This is a genomic window from Zoogloea sp. GW822-FHT05C07, from assembly GCF_058800215.1.
The window spans coordinates 924592-939005 of sequence record NZ_CM179510.1; the positions used below are offsets into that span (position 1 = coordinate 924592).

The 14414-nt window shown below is 64.7% G+C and carries 18 protein-coding genes; all 18 read right to left on the bottom strand.

The annotated features are described in order from the left end of the window. Nucleotide 1: 1 nt before the first annotated feature. The 18 genes from AC3QL2_RS04320 to AC3QL2_RS04405 all read right to left on the bottom strand — a co-directional run bounded on the left by AC3QL2_RS04320 (nt 2) and on the right by AC3QL2_RS04405 (nt 14320). On the bottom strand, nt 2–169 hold the full coding sequence (locus AC3QL2_RS04320) for a hypothetical protein (protein WP_493232294.1): 168 nt from the start codon (nt 167–169) through the stop codon (nt 2–4). Between the two features lie 10 nt (nt 170–179). Next, a complete protein-coding gene (locus tag AC3QL2_RS04325) occupies nt 180–2234 on the bottom strand; it encodes a hypothetical protein (protein ID WP_493232293.1) in 2055 nt (684 codons plus the stop codon). Between the two features lie 2 nt (nt 2235–2236). Continuing rightward, the gene (locus AC3QL2_RS04330; RefSeq protein WP_493232292.1) at nt 2237–2527 is read right to left on the bottom strand and encodes a DUF1799 domain-containing protein; all 291 of its coding nucleotides are present in this window, start codon (nt 2525–2527) and stop codon (nt 2237–2239) included. Nucleotides 2528–2541: 14 nt separating this feature from the next. Next, a complete protein-coding gene (locus AC3QL2_RS04335) occupies nt 2542–2985 on the bottom strand; it encodes a phage tail assembly chaperone (protein ID WP_493232291.1) in 444 nt (147 codons plus the stop codon). A gap of 10 nt (nt 2986–2995) precedes the next feature. Beyond that, entirely contained in the window at nt 2996–3631 is a 636-nt protein-coding gene (locus AC3QL2_RS04340) for a phage tail protein (protein WP_493232290.1), read from the bottom strand. Nucleotides 3632–3643: 12 nt separating this feature from the next. Next, nucleotides 3644–4066: a hypothetical protein gene (locus tag AC3QL2_RS04345; RefSeq protein ID WP_493232289.1), complete on the bottom strand. Its 423-nt coding sequence runs from the start codon at nt 4064–4066 to the stop codon at nt 3644–3646. A gap of 2 nt (nt 4067–4068) precedes the next feature. After that, the gene (locus AC3QL2_RS04350) at nt 4069–4374 is read right to left on the bottom strand and encodes a head-tail joining protein (RefSeq protein ID WP_493232288.1); all 306 of its coding nucleotides are present in this window, start codon (nt 4372–4374) and stop codon (nt 4069–4071) included. A 157-nt stretch (nt 4375–4531) separates the two neighbouring features. Continuing rightward, nucleotides 4532–6031: an SGNH/GDSL hydrolase family protein gene (locus tag AC3QL2_RS04355; protein ID WP_493232287.1), complete on the bottom strand. Its 1500-nt coding sequence runs from the start codon at nt 6029–6031 to the stop codon at nt 4532–4534. Between the two features lie 24 nt (nt 6032–6055). Beyond that, nucleotides 6056–6322 (bottom strand): hypothetical protein, encoded by a 267-nt coding sequence (locus AC3QL2_RS04360; RefSeq protein ID WP_493232286.1) that lies wholly within the window; start codon nt 6320–6322, stop codon nt 6056–6058. Nucleotides 6323–6392: 70 nt separating this feature from the next. Further along, nucleotides 6393–8561: a phage major capsid protein gene (locus tag AC3QL2_RS04365; protein ID WP_493232285.1), complete on the bottom strand. Its 2169-nt coding sequence runs from the start codon at nt 8559–8561 to the stop codon at nt 6393–6395. 46 nt (nt 8562–8607) lie between these two features. Continuing rightward, nucleotides 8608–10251, bottom strand: a complete 1644-nt coding sequence (locus AC3QL2_RS04370; RefSeq protein ID WP_493232284.1) for a phage portal protein — start codon at nt 10249–10251, stop codon at nt 8608–8610. Nucleotides 10252–10254: 3 nt separating this feature from the next. Then, nucleotides 10255–10812 carry a hypothetical protein gene (locus tag AC3QL2_RS04375; protein WP_493232283.1) on the bottom strand — a complete coding sequence of 186 codons (558 nt, stop codon included), beginning with the start codon at nt 10810–10812 and terminating at the stop codon, nt 10255–10257. Nucleotides 10813–10859: 47 nt separating this feature from the next. Continuing rightward, nucleotides 10860–11111 carry a hypothetical protein gene (locus tag AC3QL2_RS04380; RefSeq protein WP_493232282.1) on the bottom strand — a complete coding sequence of 84 codons (252 nt, stop codon included), beginning with the start codon at nt 11109–11111 and terminating at the stop codon, nt 10860–10862. After that, nucleotides 11108–11353, bottom strand: coding sequence for a hypothetical protein (locus tag AC3QL2_RS04385; protein ID WP_493232281.1), 246 nt, complete (start codon nt 11351–11353; stop codon nt 11108–11110). Before AC3QL2_RS04385 ends, AC3QL2_RS04380 begins: the two co-directional genes overlap by 4 nt. A gap of 3 nt (nt 11354–11356) precedes the next feature. After that, nucleotides 11357–11620 carry a hypothetical protein gene (locus AC3QL2_RS04390; RefSeq protein WP_493232280.1) on the bottom strand — a complete coding sequence of 88 codons (264 nt, stop codon included), beginning with the start codon at nt 11618–11620 and terminating at the stop codon, nt 11357–11359. Further along, nucleotides 11617–11943 (bottom strand): hypothetical protein, encoded by a 327-nt coding sequence (locus AC3QL2_RS04395; protein ID WP_493232279.1) that lies wholly within the window; start codon nt 11941–11943, stop codon nt 11617–11619. The genes AC3QL2_RS04390 and AC3QL2_RS04395 overlap by 4 nt, the downstream gene beginning before the upstream one ends. A gap of 81 nt (nt 11944–12024) precedes the next feature. Continuing rightward, entirely contained in the window at nt 12025–12276 is a 252-nt protein-coding gene (locus AC3QL2_RS04400) for a hypothetical protein (protein ID WP_493232278.1), read from the bottom strand. Then, nucleotides 12269–14320: a terminase gpA endonuclease subunit gene (locus tag AC3QL2_RS04405; protein WP_493232277.1), complete on the bottom strand. Its 2052-nt coding sequence runs from the start codon at nt 14318–14320 to the stop codon at nt 12269–12271. Before AC3QL2_RS04405 ends, AC3QL2_RS04400 begins: the two co-directional genes overlap by 8 nt. Between the last annotated feature and the right edge of the window lie 94 nt (nt 14321–14414).

Consider the following 14414-nt stretch of genomic DNA (forward strand, 5'->3'; position numbering starts at 1 on the left):
TTCAGTCCTCGGCAACGATGCGCCAGCGGGTGTGGCGCAGGACGGTGCGGACGATCTTGTCGGTGTCGGGCTTGGCGCCGGTCAGTACAGCGAAGAGGCTGCAGCTGGCGATGTAGTAGTGTGCCCACCAGGGCAGCGAGGCACGAACGGTGACTTTTGGGGGCTGCATGGCGGGGCTCCTATCCATTGCGGAGGCTGGCGCGGCGAAGGGCGGCAGCGGCTTCGGCGCCGATCTGCTGGGCAGTGCGGCTGTCGGCCACGCCGCCGACGTTGATGTGCATGGTGACGTTCTGGTCGCCCTTTCCGGCACCGGCGAGCATTTGCGGGAGGTGGGCGTTTTCCTTGCGGGTGAGGATGCGCTCGCCTTCATGGATCATCGCCAGGCCGGTCTTGGGGACGTAGGGCGTGCCGACGTCAAACGAGCCGATGAACTTGGAGCCGAGAGACGCCAGGCTGTCGAAGAGCGTTCCACTGCCGCCGCCGGATGCCCCGCCGACCGCGCCCTTGACGCTGCCGCCGATGGACTGCATGAGCGGCCCCATGAGCTGCTGCTGGAGCAGCATCGAGAAGATCTGCTGGGCGACGTTGTCGATGATCTTGCCGAGGGACTTGAAGGACAGCTCGCCATCGAAAACGACGCGGGCAATTTCTTTGGAGGCATCGCGGCCCCAACCTTCGATCGCCTCCAAAAGGAGCTCGAACTCGCCCTTGCCTTTGTCGGCGACGTTGCCGAGGGCTGCGGTGGCGGCCTCCTCGAACTCCTTTGCGGAGATGGTGCCGCGCTCGAAGGCGTCGGCGAGGAACTGCATGGTGTCGCGGGTGCGGTCGAGCTTGGCGGTTTCGGTGTTGGCAAGCAGATCGTTGAGGCGCTTGGTAGCGGCCGCAGTGCGCTCAGCCTCGACGGTGGCGGCGGTCTGGGCGATGACGAGCTCACGCCAGGCGTCGGGCATGCGCTCCCACTCGGGCTGGCGCATGAGGTCGTAGAGGACTTGCTGGGAGGCGGTGAGCTCGCGGCCGACATCGCCGGCGGTGCGCTGGGCTCGAAAAAGGCCGTCCATGGCGCGGGCGTAGGCTTGTGCAGAGCCGACGTCCTGGCCGAGAGTGGGGTCTTCCTTGGGGGTTTTGCCTTCTTTATCCTTGCTGGGGACACGCGGGTCGAAGCCTTGCAGGGCATCGGACTTGGCGTTGGCCTTGGCACCGCCGTTGGCGCGCTCTTTCAGCAGCCCGTCACGGGCCTTGATGGCGTCCTTGAGCTCTTTGCTGTACTGAGCGATTTCTTCCTGAGCACCCTTGATATTGCGATCGATAACCCAGCCGATGCCGAGCCCGGAGGCCTTGAGCTTTTGCTGATCAATGAGTTCCTGCCGGGCTTTGGTGAGCTTGCCGAAGGTTTCGGTCACCGTCGTCTCAGCGCGCTTGAGCTCGTCCAGATCGATACCGAGAAGCTTGGCACCGCTGCCGCCGAGGCCGCCGATCAGCGTGCCCCAAAAGGCGCCGTATTCCTGCCGGGCGCGGCGGGTGAAATCGATGATCTCGTTGAGGGCGGGGATGACGTCGTTGCCGACGGAAAGTTTGAAGTCGGCAAAGGAGGCGCTGAGGCGCTTGACGGACTTGTCGAATTTATCGGCCTCCTCTACTTGCTGCTGCGTGATGCGGGTGTATTTGTCGCCGACCTCAACGATATCGTTGAGCACGGGGATGAGCTTGCCGCCCTCTTTGCCCAGGAGTGCGGAGACGACGGCAGCCTTGCCGGTGCCATCGCTGTATTTTTGGATGGACTCGGCGATCTTGATGAGGGCCTGGTCCGGGCTGAGCTTGAGGAACTCGTCAGTGTTGAGGCCGAGGGCCTGAATGGCGCGGGCGGCAGCGGTGGTGGGGTCTTTCGCATCCGTCATGGATCGGGACAGGCGCTTGATGGCGGTGTCCATTTCTTCCATTGGCGCGCCGTTGAGGGCAAATCCGGCACGGACGCGGGAAAGCCCTTCTGCGGTGGCGCCGAAGCCCTCCTCCAGATCCTTGAGGGTACCGAGGACGGCGACAGTCTCGGTGACGAAAGCGCCGTAAATCCCGGCTGCAGCAAAGCCACCGAAGACGCCGGCAAAGCTGGCGGCGATGCCGGCCACCTGCATTTGCGTTTCGGACAAGGCTGCCGAACCCTGGCGCTTGAGGGAGTCCCATGCCGCGCGGGTCCGGTCTTCAGCGGTGAGGATGATCTTGGATTCGTTTGTGGCCATGATCAGCTGTTGAGGCAAGCGCGGGCAGTGAGTGCGGCGTGCTGCAGGAGGGTGAGCACGGGCTCATCGAGGGCGATACCGTGCGCGGCAGCGATGAGCGGCAGCGCGGTGTAGTCGAGCTTGAGGTAGACCGGGCGGCGCTCACCAAGGGCAATGTCCCACTGGCCATCCATCGCCTGCAGGAGACTTAGGACGGGCCAGTTTTCGGGCCAGACGCGCACGTCGTGGTCGTAGTCCTCGGGCCGGAGGCCGAGGCGAGCGAGCTGTCCTTGCGGCCGCCGGGTGTAGAGCATCTCGACGGCCGCGGTCAGTTTCCCAGGCGGGACTCCGTGAGGTGCTTGACGTACTGCTTGAGCACCTCTTTTCGGGAGGCCGGATATGCCGTGATAAAGGCGGCGAGGTTGTCGAGGCTGAAGGGGACAGGCGTGCCGTCCTCATAGAGCGGCCCGTCCGGCCAACCAACGATGAGCTCGCCGAGCACGTCTTCGATGCTCTTGCGGCCGGCATGGAGGTCGGCCAGGGCCATGACTTGAACGAGCACATCGGGGACGATGAGCTCGCCGCTTTTGGCCAGCGCCCGGGAGATGGCCTGCAGGCCATCCTGATCGATCCAGCTGGCAAAGAGGATCTTGAGCTCGTCGACGGTTTTGTGCCGGAATTCGAAGCGCAGCGTAGCCAGCTCGGCCTTGCCGGGGATGGTGAGCTGGATCGGGGCGACAAAGGTGGGGGCTGGGCAGAAGCGGATGGCCATGACGGGCGCCTTAGTAGCGGGTGACGGGGGCGTCGAGGGACAGGGTGACGGTGTAGGTCATGCCGACGTTGACGGTGTAGGAGGAGTTTTCGGTCATGGATACGTAGCCGTTCCAGTAGACCGTTCCGCCATTCGGCAGTGTGAGGCGGAAGGCAGTGCGGGCCTTGCTCTTGGCCGCAGCACGGCAGGCGATGTAGCTGGGCCGGGTAATGTCGTCGTCGATTTTGAAGCTGATCGAAACGGCGTTGGCGACGGTGGGGAGCTGCTTTTGCTTGTAAGCGGAGAGCGGCTGGTAGTTCCAGAATTGTTGATCGCCGCCCTGGTCAGCCAGGTCGAGAACCAGGGGGAATTGCGTCCACGCGGTGATCTCGCGGACGGAGCCGATGCCGGAGCCGGCCGGATATTGGACGCCGACGGTATCGACGTTGAGGAAGGTGGCATCGTTGGTCGACAGGGCAGAAACCTTAGCGATCTGCCCATCGATGCCACCCCAGCCGGACGTGATTTCGACGATGTCATTCATCGCCACGCCATGGCCGACAGCCAGCGTGCCGACTGCAGAGGCCGCATTGGTGATAGCCGTCATGACGGCAGCGGTGCCGTAAGTGCTGGCAATGTCGAGAGTAGAGCCGTTGGGCAGTTGCATGATGGACTCCTGTTACATCGGGATGGAGAGGTTGTTTCGAGCGCACTGGAGCAGGATCCGGTAGCGCGCGGTGAGGTGGCCGACCTGGGCTTCGCCCGTGTCGGATTCAGTTTCGGTACTGACGGGAGCCGCGATTTTCGGGCCGAGGGTGGCATCGGCCAGCAGGGCCAAGTGGGCGGCGACGTGGGTGGCGTCGGTAGCGGTTTCGTGGCTGGCACCAACAGCCCAGATGTCGAGCTCGACGACGAGATCGATCTGCAGGACCGAGAGACCGATGGCATCGAAGTCGGCGCTGGCGCGGCGGATGTTGATAGCCGGGCATTCGGCAGGAGAGAAGGCGGTGTCCCTGCCCCGCTCTACTCGATGCGTGGAAAGGGCGGCAGAGAGGACGGTCTCAAACCGGGCGAGCGCAGTCTCGATGACGGAGGCGGTCATGGTCAGGCGATTCGGGTGACGGCCGCGACGTGCTCGAGGCCATCCTCGGTGGGCTGCGGCTGCTCGACAATGCGCCAGGATTCGGCGCCGAGCTGAAAGACGTCGTCGGTTGTAGCCGCCGGGAAGTCGGCACTGATGTACTGGATGGTGGGCGCTGTCATCACAAACTCACCGCCGAAGGTGCCGCCGGACGCACGGGTGAAGAGCACCAGGTGCGGGTCAGATGCAGCGCCACCCGCAGCGGGAGTGAGCGTGGCAGAAGTGCCGAAGTCGGCGTAGAACAGGGCGAGGTCGGCGGAGATGTCCATGCCCGCAGGATGGCGGGCAGGGGGTGAAATTTCTAGGCAAGGAATTTCAGCGAAGAAATAGAAAACCCGGCTCCAGGCCGGGTTTCCATACCGATGAACTCGGCGCCCAGATCCTGCTGGGTCAGTGCTGCGAATGAATGCGCGAGGGGGATTAGACTTACGGCGTGATGAGACGAGCCGCGAACTGGCGTACATCGACGGTCACAGTACCGGCTGCGCTGGCGTACATGTTGATCCGGTTGTTCCAACTCGAAGAGGTGACGCCGGTCGGCATCAGCATGCGAGGAGTACGCATCCGGCGGCTGAAGCCCGCGGCCCCGAACGGAATAGCGCCTGCGCCGCGCCCGGCGGTCTGGTCGAAAACCTTGGTCGAGTAAGTCACGCCGCCCGTTACCGTTGCACCGCAACTCAGGGTCATCTGCTTGAGCACCGCCTGGCTGCCGGCCACAACCGTGACATCCGCCTGCGTCTCCAGCAGCCTGCCACCCAAGTAGCGAGCGGCGAGGCCCGGCGTGCCGAAATACACCATGTCGCCGGCCGCCGCGAAGGTAATCGCCAGGCGCTGGATGTAGCCGACACCATCGGGTGCCGCGTACAGTGAGGCCACAACGTTCGGGGAGCCAACGCCGCGACCGCAGTCAAAACCCTGGGCCAGCGCGCCCGTTACCCCTGTGTTGAGCGCCGGGGGCGTACCGGCGCCAGCCAGCGGGTTGTCGTTGCGGATCTCGGACGTGCTGTCCAGCAGGTAGCTGTCGCCGTTGGGGACGAAGCTCCAGCCGTCGCCAAACAGGCCGGCACAGCGGCGGGCGTAGGCACTGCCGATCAAGAAGGCGCCGATGTTGGTCCAGTGCGTACCATCCCACGTGTAGCCGGCCTTGGGAGCGCCCGTGATCTCATCGGCCAGCAGACCCCAGGTGCGGACGTGGGCATAGCCCGCGCGAACGGTCTCCTGCGCAGACAGCCACTTGTTGACGGCCAGGGCATCGATGATGTTCTGGGAGGTGAAAGACTGGCGCGGCCCGATGTCAGTTACCACGATGACCGTGCCCTTGGCCGAGATCCGGTCGAAGATCGTGGCCAGGTTGGCGATGATGTATGCAGCGTTCTTGCCCTGGACGATGTCGTTGGTGCCGAGCGCCACATTGACCACAGCGGGCTTGTATGCGAGCACGTCAGCATCCAATCGGGCCAGCACGTCATCGGTGTTGTTGCCGCCGATGCCCGCATTGCGGATTAAGTAAGTCGGGGCGCCGAGCTGGGCATTGCCCTCCTCAAACTGGCTGTTGTCCACGATCCCGACGTAACCGCCGCCCTGGTAGTAAGACAGCGGAGATGCATATACGAAGGTGGGCGTATCCTGCCCCCAGCCGTTCGCCACCGTTGAGTCGCCCACATCGATGCGCGGAAGCAGTCGTGCCCCCCACTGCGAAATGACACCAACCGTCGATTGGATCAGGCCGTTTTTAATCCCCCCATCCAAGAGGCTTGCCTCGACAGGGACCTTATTGCCCGGACTGGTGGGCTTGGTGACATAGGCTGCCACGCCACGCTGGACGAGGTCGGCTTCGAAGGCGGCGCCGTAAGTGAGCGTGGCGCCATCGACTGAGACGAGCGCCCCGGAGGGGCCGAAGAAAGGGGCAAGTGCTTTGATGGACATGGGGGCTCCGGGGCGACAGGTGGATCAGGCGTTTTCTTCGGCGCCGGCCTTGACGGCCTTGTCGCGGTCGGCGATGGCGACCTTGGCGGCCTTGATCATTTCGGGGCCGGCGGTGTTGGGGGCGCCCTTCTCGGGGTCGTCGGTCTTGCTGACGTAAAGGGCACGGCCGGAGATGACCAGGGCGCGGGCCGTTTCTTTGTTGACGTCGGGGAGGTTGGGGGCCTCGACGACCTGGCCGCCGCGGTCGTCGCCGAAGTTGACGATGGTGGTATCGATGATGAGGACTTGCATGGTGAGCTCCGGGTGGGTGCTCGGCCCGCAAGGGGCCGAGGGGCAATGTGATTACGTGTGCACTACGGGGTCAGGTGGTGAGCCAATCCTTGACGGCTGCAAAGCTGGCCGTGCGCCGCGGCCCCATGTCGCAGTCCTGCAGGGCAACGACGCGCTTGCCGCCGCTGGTGGACATGGCGTAGGGATCGAGCATGACGTCGAGGCCACCCCACAGGGCGAGGATGAAATCGGACCAGTTGCCGAAGATGCCCGCGGAGCAGACGCCGGTGCTGGTGCCCTTGGTGAGGTTGGAGGGCACGGCATTGGTGACGTAGGCGTCGTAGCCCATGACGTCATAGACACCCGACTCGCGACCCTTGGTCCACACGGGCTGGCCGTTGGTGCCACTAAAAACCTGGGTCTTGCGCAGCTTGCCACGGGCCTTGCCATTGGTGAGGTAGGCCAGGGTTCCAACATCCGCATTGGCAACGGCAACAGCCGTTTCAAGGTCGACCAGGTGGTCGTACAAGGGGGCGCTGCCGTTGGTACCGGCGGCGACGGCGCCGATGCCGGAGGTGTTGAGGATCCCGGTGGGCTCTCCGCCGGAGCCAGCGCCGTTGATGGCGGCAGACAGGATGCCCTGGGCGATCTGCGCGGCGAGGTCGGCGCGGACGAAGGCCTCGACGCTGATGCTGGACTGGAGCAGCAGGCGGCGGGTGTAGTCGGTAAAGGCGCCGATGGTCTTGGGAGTGTAGGTGACCTGGCCGATAGTCTGCTGCGACTCGGTCGGGGCATTGCCTTCGGTGACCCAGTAGGTGGTGGCAGCGCCAGTCTGGCTGGGGATGGCAATGTTGCCGTTGAGGTCGGCGAGCGTGGTGATGCCCATACGGTCGAGGACCAGAGCATTGCGCAGGAGCTCGATAAAGCTGGAGCCCAGCAGCTGAGTGGCGACGAGATTGCCGCCGGCCGTACTGGTGCCAATGTTGAGGTCGCGGAAATTCTGGGCAGCGCCACCGGCGCGAGCGCGAGAGATAAGGGCTTGCGCGGCGCGCCAGGCATCCTTTTCAGACAGCTCGATGCCGCGGGACAGGACATCCATCGGGATGGTGAGAGCAGCGTCGCGGTCTTTGCCAGGGCGGGTATCGCCGCGCTTGTCTTGCGCGGCGCGGCTGCACTCCAGTTCGAACGGGGCCAGGGTGTGGGCATTGATGGGATCGGAGGCAGCGAGGAGCGCGCGGCAGAGGCTGTAGCTCTTGACTTCGCGGGGGCTCATGCCGATCTCGGGGGATTCGGCGGCACGGAACTGGCCGGTATCCTGCAGCTTGCGGGTGACCTGGGCGCGGAAGGCTTCGGCGGTGGTGCCGGAATCGATGGCCACATTGGCGAGATCGTCGATGCCGTCGAGCTGCCGGAAGTGGGCGGCGGTGTTCTGGATCTCGCGCATGCGTTCGCGTTCGGCCTTAAGGCCGTCGGCGGGGGCAGCGGGTGCGGTCGAGGTGGCCGCGGGGGCGTTGTCGGGGGTGGTCATGGATCGTGCTCCGGTGGTGGCGCCCGCGGTGGGCGAAAGTTGGATGACGCGGTATTGCGGTTGGGCGGGGTCGCCCTGGTTGGCTTCGAGGGGGCTGGCGCTACGGCCGAGGCCGACGGTGGCATCGGCGGGGATGTCGACGAGGGAGATTTCGAAGGGCGTCCACTGGGTGACGCGGTATTCGGCGGGCATGCCTTCGGTGGACTTGACAAGGATGCGCTCGTCAATGCTGTAGCCGATGGAGACATTGCGGACGAGGCCGTCGGCGATGTCCTGGCGCAGATCGCCCAGCGCACCTCGGCGGGAAATGGCGACATTGGCCATGAGGCGGGTGCCGTCGAGCCAGGCTTTTTCGATGACGCCGATGCCGGCGAGCGGGGTGTCGCCGATGCTGCTCCAACGGTTGTGGTTGGCGAGCAGCGGGGCGCCGCCGTTGAGGCGGGTGAGATCCACTTCAGTCGCCTTGTGGCCGAGCACCTCGATCCAGTCGTCGTCCCACCAGCTGCAGCGCAGGTAGGGTTCCTCGGACGAGACGGATAGCTCGAGGCGCAGGAGTTGAGCGGCGGGCTGATCGTCCTCGCCCTCCCCTTCCCCGCCGTCCATTTCGGGATCGGCGGGCGGGTCGGCGGGGTCGAGGAGGCGGATCTTGAGCTGGGCCGGGAAGTAGCGCTCGAGGCGCCCGTCAATGCGGCTGCGCGTCCCGATAGCGTGAGGAGTGGTGGCGGTGGGCATGGTGGGAGTCTCGCGGCGAGGGGGTGAAATTTCTAGGCAAGGAATTTCAGGCGGAGGCCTTGTCGCCGCCGGTATCGGCGCCACCGTCGGCGGAATCCTGGGCGGCAGAGGGTGCGGGCTGGTTGGGGGTGGCGACGGCGCCGTTGCGGGCGATGTCCTCATCGATCTCGGCCTGCATCTCGTCGGGGTCTTGCGCGGCGTTGAGCCAGATGCGGCGGCGGCTGATGAGCTTGGCGCGCAGGAGGATTTCGTTGGCAGCGGCGCCCTTGTGGGGATCGATGGGTTCCCAGCGGCGGCCCTGGAAGGCGGCGGCGGAGAGGTAGTCCGGCAGGCGGCTGTACTTGAGGATGGCGGGTGCGCGGAGCAGCAGGTAAGGGAGCGCGGCCTCGAAGATGCAGGCGTGCAGCCAGCTGATGAGATCTGCCTGCAGGCGCTGGTAGTGGTAGCGCTCGGCGGTCATACCGACTTGCGCCGAGCTGTAATTGACGCTTTCGAGGTCGTTGCCGATGGAGGTATAGGACACGCCGCGGGCGCTGCACCAGGCACGCAGATGCCCCTTGACGAAGCCTTCAGCGCTGACGTTGGGCCACTTGCTTTCGAAGGGCGTGAAGTCGTAACCCTGCGGGAGGGTGTCGAACTGGCCCGGCATGGTGGTGTTGTACTTCTCGGCCGCGGCCATGATCTGGCGGACCTCTTCCGGCGTGAGCTCTTTGCCGGCGGCTTTGGCGGCGTCGAGGGTGGCGGAGACGATCTGGTCGGCGAAGCCGCTGGGCGCTTCGCCGTCAATGGACTTGAAGAAGCCTTCACGCCGAGCGGCGTTGATGGAGGCGACGGCGGCGGATTCTTCGAAGGCCTTGGTGAGCCAGATGCGCCGGGCGCCATTGACGAGGCCCGGAACACCACGTAGCTGGCCGACTTCCTGGACGTGGTAGTAGTGACGGATCTCGGCGGCGGGAATGCGGACGTGGCGGCCGACCGTGATGTAGCTGGTGGGCGAGTCGTTGGGGTCGGCAAGCAACAGCCAGTAGGCGACGGGCAGGTTGTCGTTGTTGATCTCGATGCCCATGCGGATGCGGTTGCTCCCCCAGTCCCGGTTGAGGGTGGTATCGAGGAGCGTGACCGGCAGCATCTGGACCTGGAAGCCGAGCGGGCCAGCGCCGGGGCGCAGGCGGTAAAGGATGGCGCCATCGGTCTCCAGCGCGTTGAGGGCGAGATCCTCGATCTGGCGGCCGGTGTAGCCGGCGACATCGGGGCGCGCCCAGAACTTTTCCCACAGGGATTCGAGGGCAGCGTTGGCTTCGGTATCGGAGACGGACTTCCCGCCAGGGCCAGGCTTTTTGAGGCGGGACTGCATGCGGATGCCGGTATCGCCGCAGGTGTTGTCATGCAGATCGGACAGGTACTTGATGGCCCACTCGTTGTTGCGGGCGATGCCGCGCGCCCGGGCGATGAGCGTGGGGAGCTGCATCTGCAAGTCTTGATTGATGGCGCCGCAGTGCGTGGGCCAGGAGTCGGTCCAGGCTGGGGTCTCGGCGGCCTCGAAGCTGCGGGCGGCGTGGCGGATGGCGGCGTGCATCTGCTGCTGGACTTGCCCGGCAGCGCTGGAGATGGTGCGGTCGAGCCAGGCCTGGCGATCGGCGGCGGCTTCGGCGGGGGCCGCCGGACGGAAGATGCGGTCGAGGAAGCCCATGGGTCAGATCTTTGTGTAGACGCGGCCGGGGGTGCCACCGCTGAGGATGGCGAGAGCGGCATCCTCTTTGGCGACTTCGGCCTTGTAGTAGCGGATGAGGTCGAGGATTTCGGCGGTGCCGCGGAATTGCATGGTGCGGCCGGCGATGGTGTAGGACTGGACGTGGGCTTGGCCGGCGCTGACATACTTGGCGAGGGCGGATTCGCAATCGGCCAGGGCGATGCGGTTGGGGCTGCGCCCGTCGAAGGTGCTGGCCTGCAGTAGGTTGGGCAGGACGCTGAGGGCACGCTGGCGCAAGGTGCCGCGCTGGGCAGCACCACCCGCACCACGCTCGACATAGAGCACCAGGGTAGCCGGGCCGGCAGGCCAGGCGGCGGTAAGGGTGGCCGAGGCGGAGAAGGCCCAGTCAGTGCCCGAGGCTGTGCCAGTGAGGTCCTCCGCCGTGCCGGCCTTGAAGAGGATGCGGACCTTGGCGACCCAGCCGTCAGCAGCCGGGAAGTCGGGGAGGCTTTCGGTCCAGTCGGCGGAGTCGCCGGCGCGGAGGGTATCGGGGCTTGTCATGCCCCGGAGGATGGTTTTTAGGGGTGGAAATTTCTAGGCAAGGAATTTCAGGCAGCGGCTGGGATGCGCTGGCGCTGGGGGATGGGCGGCAGCTGACCCGGGGTTATTTCGCCGAGGCGCAGCAGGAAGAGCCACCAGATGGCGAGGGGCATGGCTTCATCCCGGTCTTCGTATTTTTGCCAGGTGCGGGCAGTGGTGGAGACGATGGTGGCGCACTGGAGCTGGGTGTAGCCGTGGGCCTGGCGGGTAGCGGTGACCAGGGCGGCGGGCGGGCGGTTGGTGAGTTGGATCGGAGTCATACCCACTTCCAGGCAGTGCGGCCCGGAGTATCGTTCCAGACGACATCCCCTTTTTCAACTGATTCAAAAACCTCGATAACGCCGCGCGGCTTCATGTAGCGATGGGTTCCGGCCTCGATGTAGTCGTGGCAACGGGCTTCCCTCTCCGCAAGGTCCGCATTCTCGTGGGTGCTGTAGATGCGCATTTCTGGGTCGCCATTTTCGAATCCAGGGGCATTAACGACGGCAAATGTGCTGGGCATGATTTAGTCCTTTCTTTGAGATGCGGGAGGAACATTGCGAAGATGCTGAGGGATTAGATCGAGCACAGCTTTTGGCCCCATCACGTCACCGCCCTGCGGGTTGGGGAGGCAATGGCAGGCCGAATACATGGCAGCCCGAGCTGCTGCCGCGTGATCTTCACTACCGCCGCCATCCAGACCAGTCAGGTGCCGGCCGTTTTTCTGGACGATGGTTATCTCATAGCGCAGCGTGCGCGGACACCAGCTCACGATGACGGTGGATCTCATCGCATCGATACTCCGACGAGATTACAGGCCCATTCGGTCTGGGCTTCGTCGCCCTCCGGGCGGGTGTCGAACACCTGGCGCGGAATCACGCGGCGGCCTACTTCAGACAGACGGCTGTTCTGCACCAGAATTTCCATCTGACGGTTGCGCAGCTCGGTAAAAAAAACGCGCTTGCCCCAGAACTGCGGAAGCTGCTTGTTGAAGGGCGCCTTGGATTCAGGATCGAAATAAATACCGGTCTCTCCGTCGTACCACTGGCCGAACTGATCCTGACGCGGCATGTCGGCTTGATCCATCCATTTGTCGAAAGACATGGTTTTCATGATCTTGCTCCTAGCTGGCTGTCGGTCGCATTCATCGCGTCCATGTGTTTACAATAGCACGAATATTGTTCGTGTCAAAATTTATTTTAGGTTTTTTAGTTGCTGTACGCGGCGGACGGAGATGCCGAGCATGCGGGAGATGGTGGCGGCGTCGGCCTGGTCACCAGCCGCGGCGATCTGGTCGAGGCGGGTGCGCTTTTTTTGGGACTGGACGTAGATGCGGCGGGTGCCGAAGTTGGCGCGGATGAGGCGCTCGAAGCGGTCCCAGACGTCGGGCGGCACGTCTTTGAGTTCGCGCTTTGCCAGGGCGAGGACTTCCGTCAGGTTATCCACGGCGTGCTTCCTTGCGCTTGGCCATAAGCGAGGCCCAGCTCGGCGCGGTGGTCTGGGCGGCAGAGGATGCGGGGGTGGATTCCGCCGCCGACGGAGCCGGCTGCACGGAGGCCTGTGCAGGCGTGTGCACTTGGGCACCCTCCTCTTCCGGGTCGAGCATGTTGATCTGGCGCAGGCGGAGCTCGGCGAGGTCCCATTGGTGGGGCTTGCGGAGGTGCAGCTTGAGGTGGCGCGACAGATAGACGGCCTGGACAGTGCAGTCGAGAGCCTCGTTGCGGCGGTCGGTGCGGGCCTTCCAGCGCTTCTTCCGGGGGTCAAAGCGTGATGGGATCTTGATTTCGGAGAGCAGTTGCTCATAGAGATCGTCTCGGACGCCTTCATACCAGTGCATGCGGCCGGGGCCGTTTCCGGTGAGGCGGATGCGGCCGTGGCCGGTGGCGCCGCCGAGGATGAGGTCCTTGGCCTTGGCGGTACCGATGATGTGAACCTGGACGCCAAAGCGGCTGGCTTTAGTGGATTTGTTGTTGGGATCGATGGCCTTGGGCGGCGTCCAGATTTCGACGCGGCCTTCGTCGTCGGGGGCGCCCTTGGTCGCAAGGACGGGACGATCGGCGCGATTGTGGCGACGGACGAAAGCATAGACGGCGTCCGAGGTGTTGCCGTCGCCGCAGTCGATGGACACGGCGCGAACGGGGATCCGGGCGCCGGTGGCGTGGTGGACTTTGCGGGCCATGAGCAGCTCGAGCTCGAGCCAGGAACCGGCGTGCGCAACGATAGTCTGGCCGTAGAGTTCGCCCCAGTAGGCGAGCCACATTTCGTCACCGCGGCCGATGGCCCAGACGGTCACGGCCAGGCGGTCGTGCTGGACGTCGACGTTCATGACGACCTCGATGCCGCCGACGGGGATGGACCATTCGAGGTATTTCTCGGCGCGGGCACGGAGCTCGTCTTCTTCCGGCAGCTCGCCCTTGTACTCCCAGCATCGCCCGCGGGTGCTGTTTTCGAAGGCAATCATTTCGGTAGGGTCGCCCTGCTCCAGCAGGTGCAGCGCCCGCAGGTATTTTTCGGCCAGCCGTGGAACGTAGGAGCCCTCGAAAACAGCCAGGAGTTCGTTGCTGTAGAAGCCAGGATCAGGGCTTTCAGTGGTGGGAAGCCAGCCGTAAAGCGGCGGTACAGCCGCCGCCGCGCGAATGTTGGCGACCCGCTCTTCGTCGGTCCATAGGCCGCCGCAGTGCGGGCAGGTATAGAAGGCATCCTCCCAGCGGGCACGACCATAGATCGGGCGGGCTGGATAGCGCTCGTCGATGGTCGGGTCGGCCAACTCTTCGGGGCTGAGGTTGAGGCCGGGGATGGTGACGTGCTCGAACTCGGGGCTGTGCGATTCGCCGCAGTGGTGGCAGAAGGCGTAGAAGTAGCGCTGGTCAGTGGTCTGCATCTCCTTCTCGACCTGCGACGCGCCCTTGGCGGTGGGGGTTCCGCCGATCAGCTCGAAGGATTCGCGGACGGTCTTGCCGCGCTCGCGCAGCAGGGCGATGGAGTTACCCTGGCCACGGACGTCCTTGGCAGTGTCGTCCGGCTCTTCGACGATGCGGACCTTGGCGGTGGTGGACTTGACGTCGGCCGGGGAATTGGAGGCAACGAACTTGATGAGGCCGCCATCGAATTTTTTGCGGGTGGTGCTATTGCCGTCGGTGCGGGACTTGAGCCGCAGGCGGCGACTCAGAGCCTTGGTGCTCCGGATCATCGGGTCAAACTTCTCGGTCGCGAAGTCCTTCGAGGACTGCACGCGCGGGAACATGACCACGATGATGCAGGGGTCGCGGTGTATGTGGTAGCCGAGGATCGAGCAGACGAGGCCACCCGTGTGCGCCGCCTGCGCAGCTTTTTGGTGTACGACGCGACGGACCTTTCGCTCAGAACAGGCGGCAAAGATCCCGCGCATTGCCGGGATGTTGTCGAGCGAGAACGGGCGCGGTGGATCACCACCGAAGTCGGGGGACTCCTCGGTGCTGAGGCGGCGGTACTTCTCGACCCACTCGATCATGGGCTCCTTTGGCCTCGGCCGGAACTTCGTGAAGGCGCGCGCAAGCATCGCGTTGAGCGATCGCATGGCCCAGGGGGCGTGGATGCGCTTGCCG

Excerpts from the sequence above, each read along its gene's own strand:
- AC3QL2_RS04395 (WP_493232279.1), bottom strand. The coding sequence starts at position 11,943 with ATGAAAACCATGTCTTTCGACAAATGGATGGATCAAGCCGACATGCCG.
- AC3QL2_RS04375 (WP_493232283.1), bottom strand. The coding sequence starts at position 10,812 with ATGACAAGCCCCGATACCCTCCGCGCCGGCGACTCCGCCGACTGGACC.
- AC3QL2_RS04345 (WP_493232289.1), bottom strand. The coding sequence starts at position 4,066 with ATGACCGCCTCCGTCATCGAGACTGCGCTCGCCCGGTTTGAGACCGTC.
- AC3QL2_RS04340 (WP_493232290.1), bottom strand. The coding sequence starts at position 3,631 with ATGCAACTGCCCAACGGCTCTACTCTCGACATTGCCAGCACTTACGGC.
- AC3QL2_RS04350 (WP_493232288.1), bottom strand. The coding sequence starts at position 4,374 with ATGGACATCTCCGCCGACCTCGCCCTGTTCTACGCCGACTTCGGCACT.
- AC3QL2_RS04355 (WP_493232287.1), bottom strand. The coding sequence starts at position 6,031 with ATGTCCATCAAAGCACTTGCCCCTTTCTTCGGCCCCTCCGGGGCGCTC.
- AC3QL2_RS04330 (WP_493232292.1), bottom strand. The coding sequence starts at position 2,527 with ATGCTCTACACCCGGCGGCCGCAAGGACAGCTCGCTCGCCTCGGCCTC.
- AC3QL2_RS04370 (WP_493232284.1), bottom strand. The coding sequence starts at position 10,251 with ATGGGCTTCCTCGACCGCATCTTCCGTCCGGCGGCCCCCGCCGAAGCC.
- AC3QL2_RS04380 (WP_493232282.1), bottom strand. The coding sequence starts at position 11,111 with ATGACTCCGATCCAACTCACCAACCGCCCGCCCGCCGCCCTGGTCACC.
- AC3QL2_RS04360 (WP_493232286.1), bottom strand. The coding sequence starts at position 6,322 with ATGCAAGTCCTCATCATCGATACCACCATCGTCAACTTCGGCGACGAC.
- AC3QL2_RS04320 (WP_493232294.1), bottom strand. The coding sequence starts at position 169 with ATGCAGCCCCCAAAAGTCACCGTTCGTGCCTCGCTGCCCTGGTGGGCA.
- AC3QL2_RS04390 (WP_493232280.1), bottom strand. The coding sequence starts at position 11,620 with ATGAGATCCACCGTCATCGTGAGCTGGTGTCCGCGCACGCTGCGCTAT.
- AC3QL2_RS04405 (WP_493232277.1), bottom strand. The coding sequence starts at position 14,320 with ATGATCGAGTGGGTCGAGAAGTACCGCCGCCTCAGCACCGAGGAGTCC.
- AC3QL2_RS04365 (WP_493232285.1), bottom strand. The coding sequence starts at position 8,561 with ATGCCCACCGCCACCACTCCTCACGCTATCGGGACGCGCAGCCGCATT.
- AC3QL2_RS04385 (WP_493232281.1), bottom strand. The coding sequence starts at position 11,353 with ATGCCCAGCACATTTGCCGTCGTTAATGCCCCTGGATTCGAAAATGGC.
- AC3QL2_RS04335 (WP_493232291.1), bottom strand. The coding sequence starts at position 2,985 with ATGGCCATCCGCTTCTGCCCAGCCCCCACCTTTGTCGCCCCGATCCAG.
- AC3QL2_RS04325 (WP_493232293.1), bottom strand. The coding sequence starts at position 2,234 with ATGGCCACAAACGAATCCAAGATCATCCTCACCGCTGAAGACCGGACC.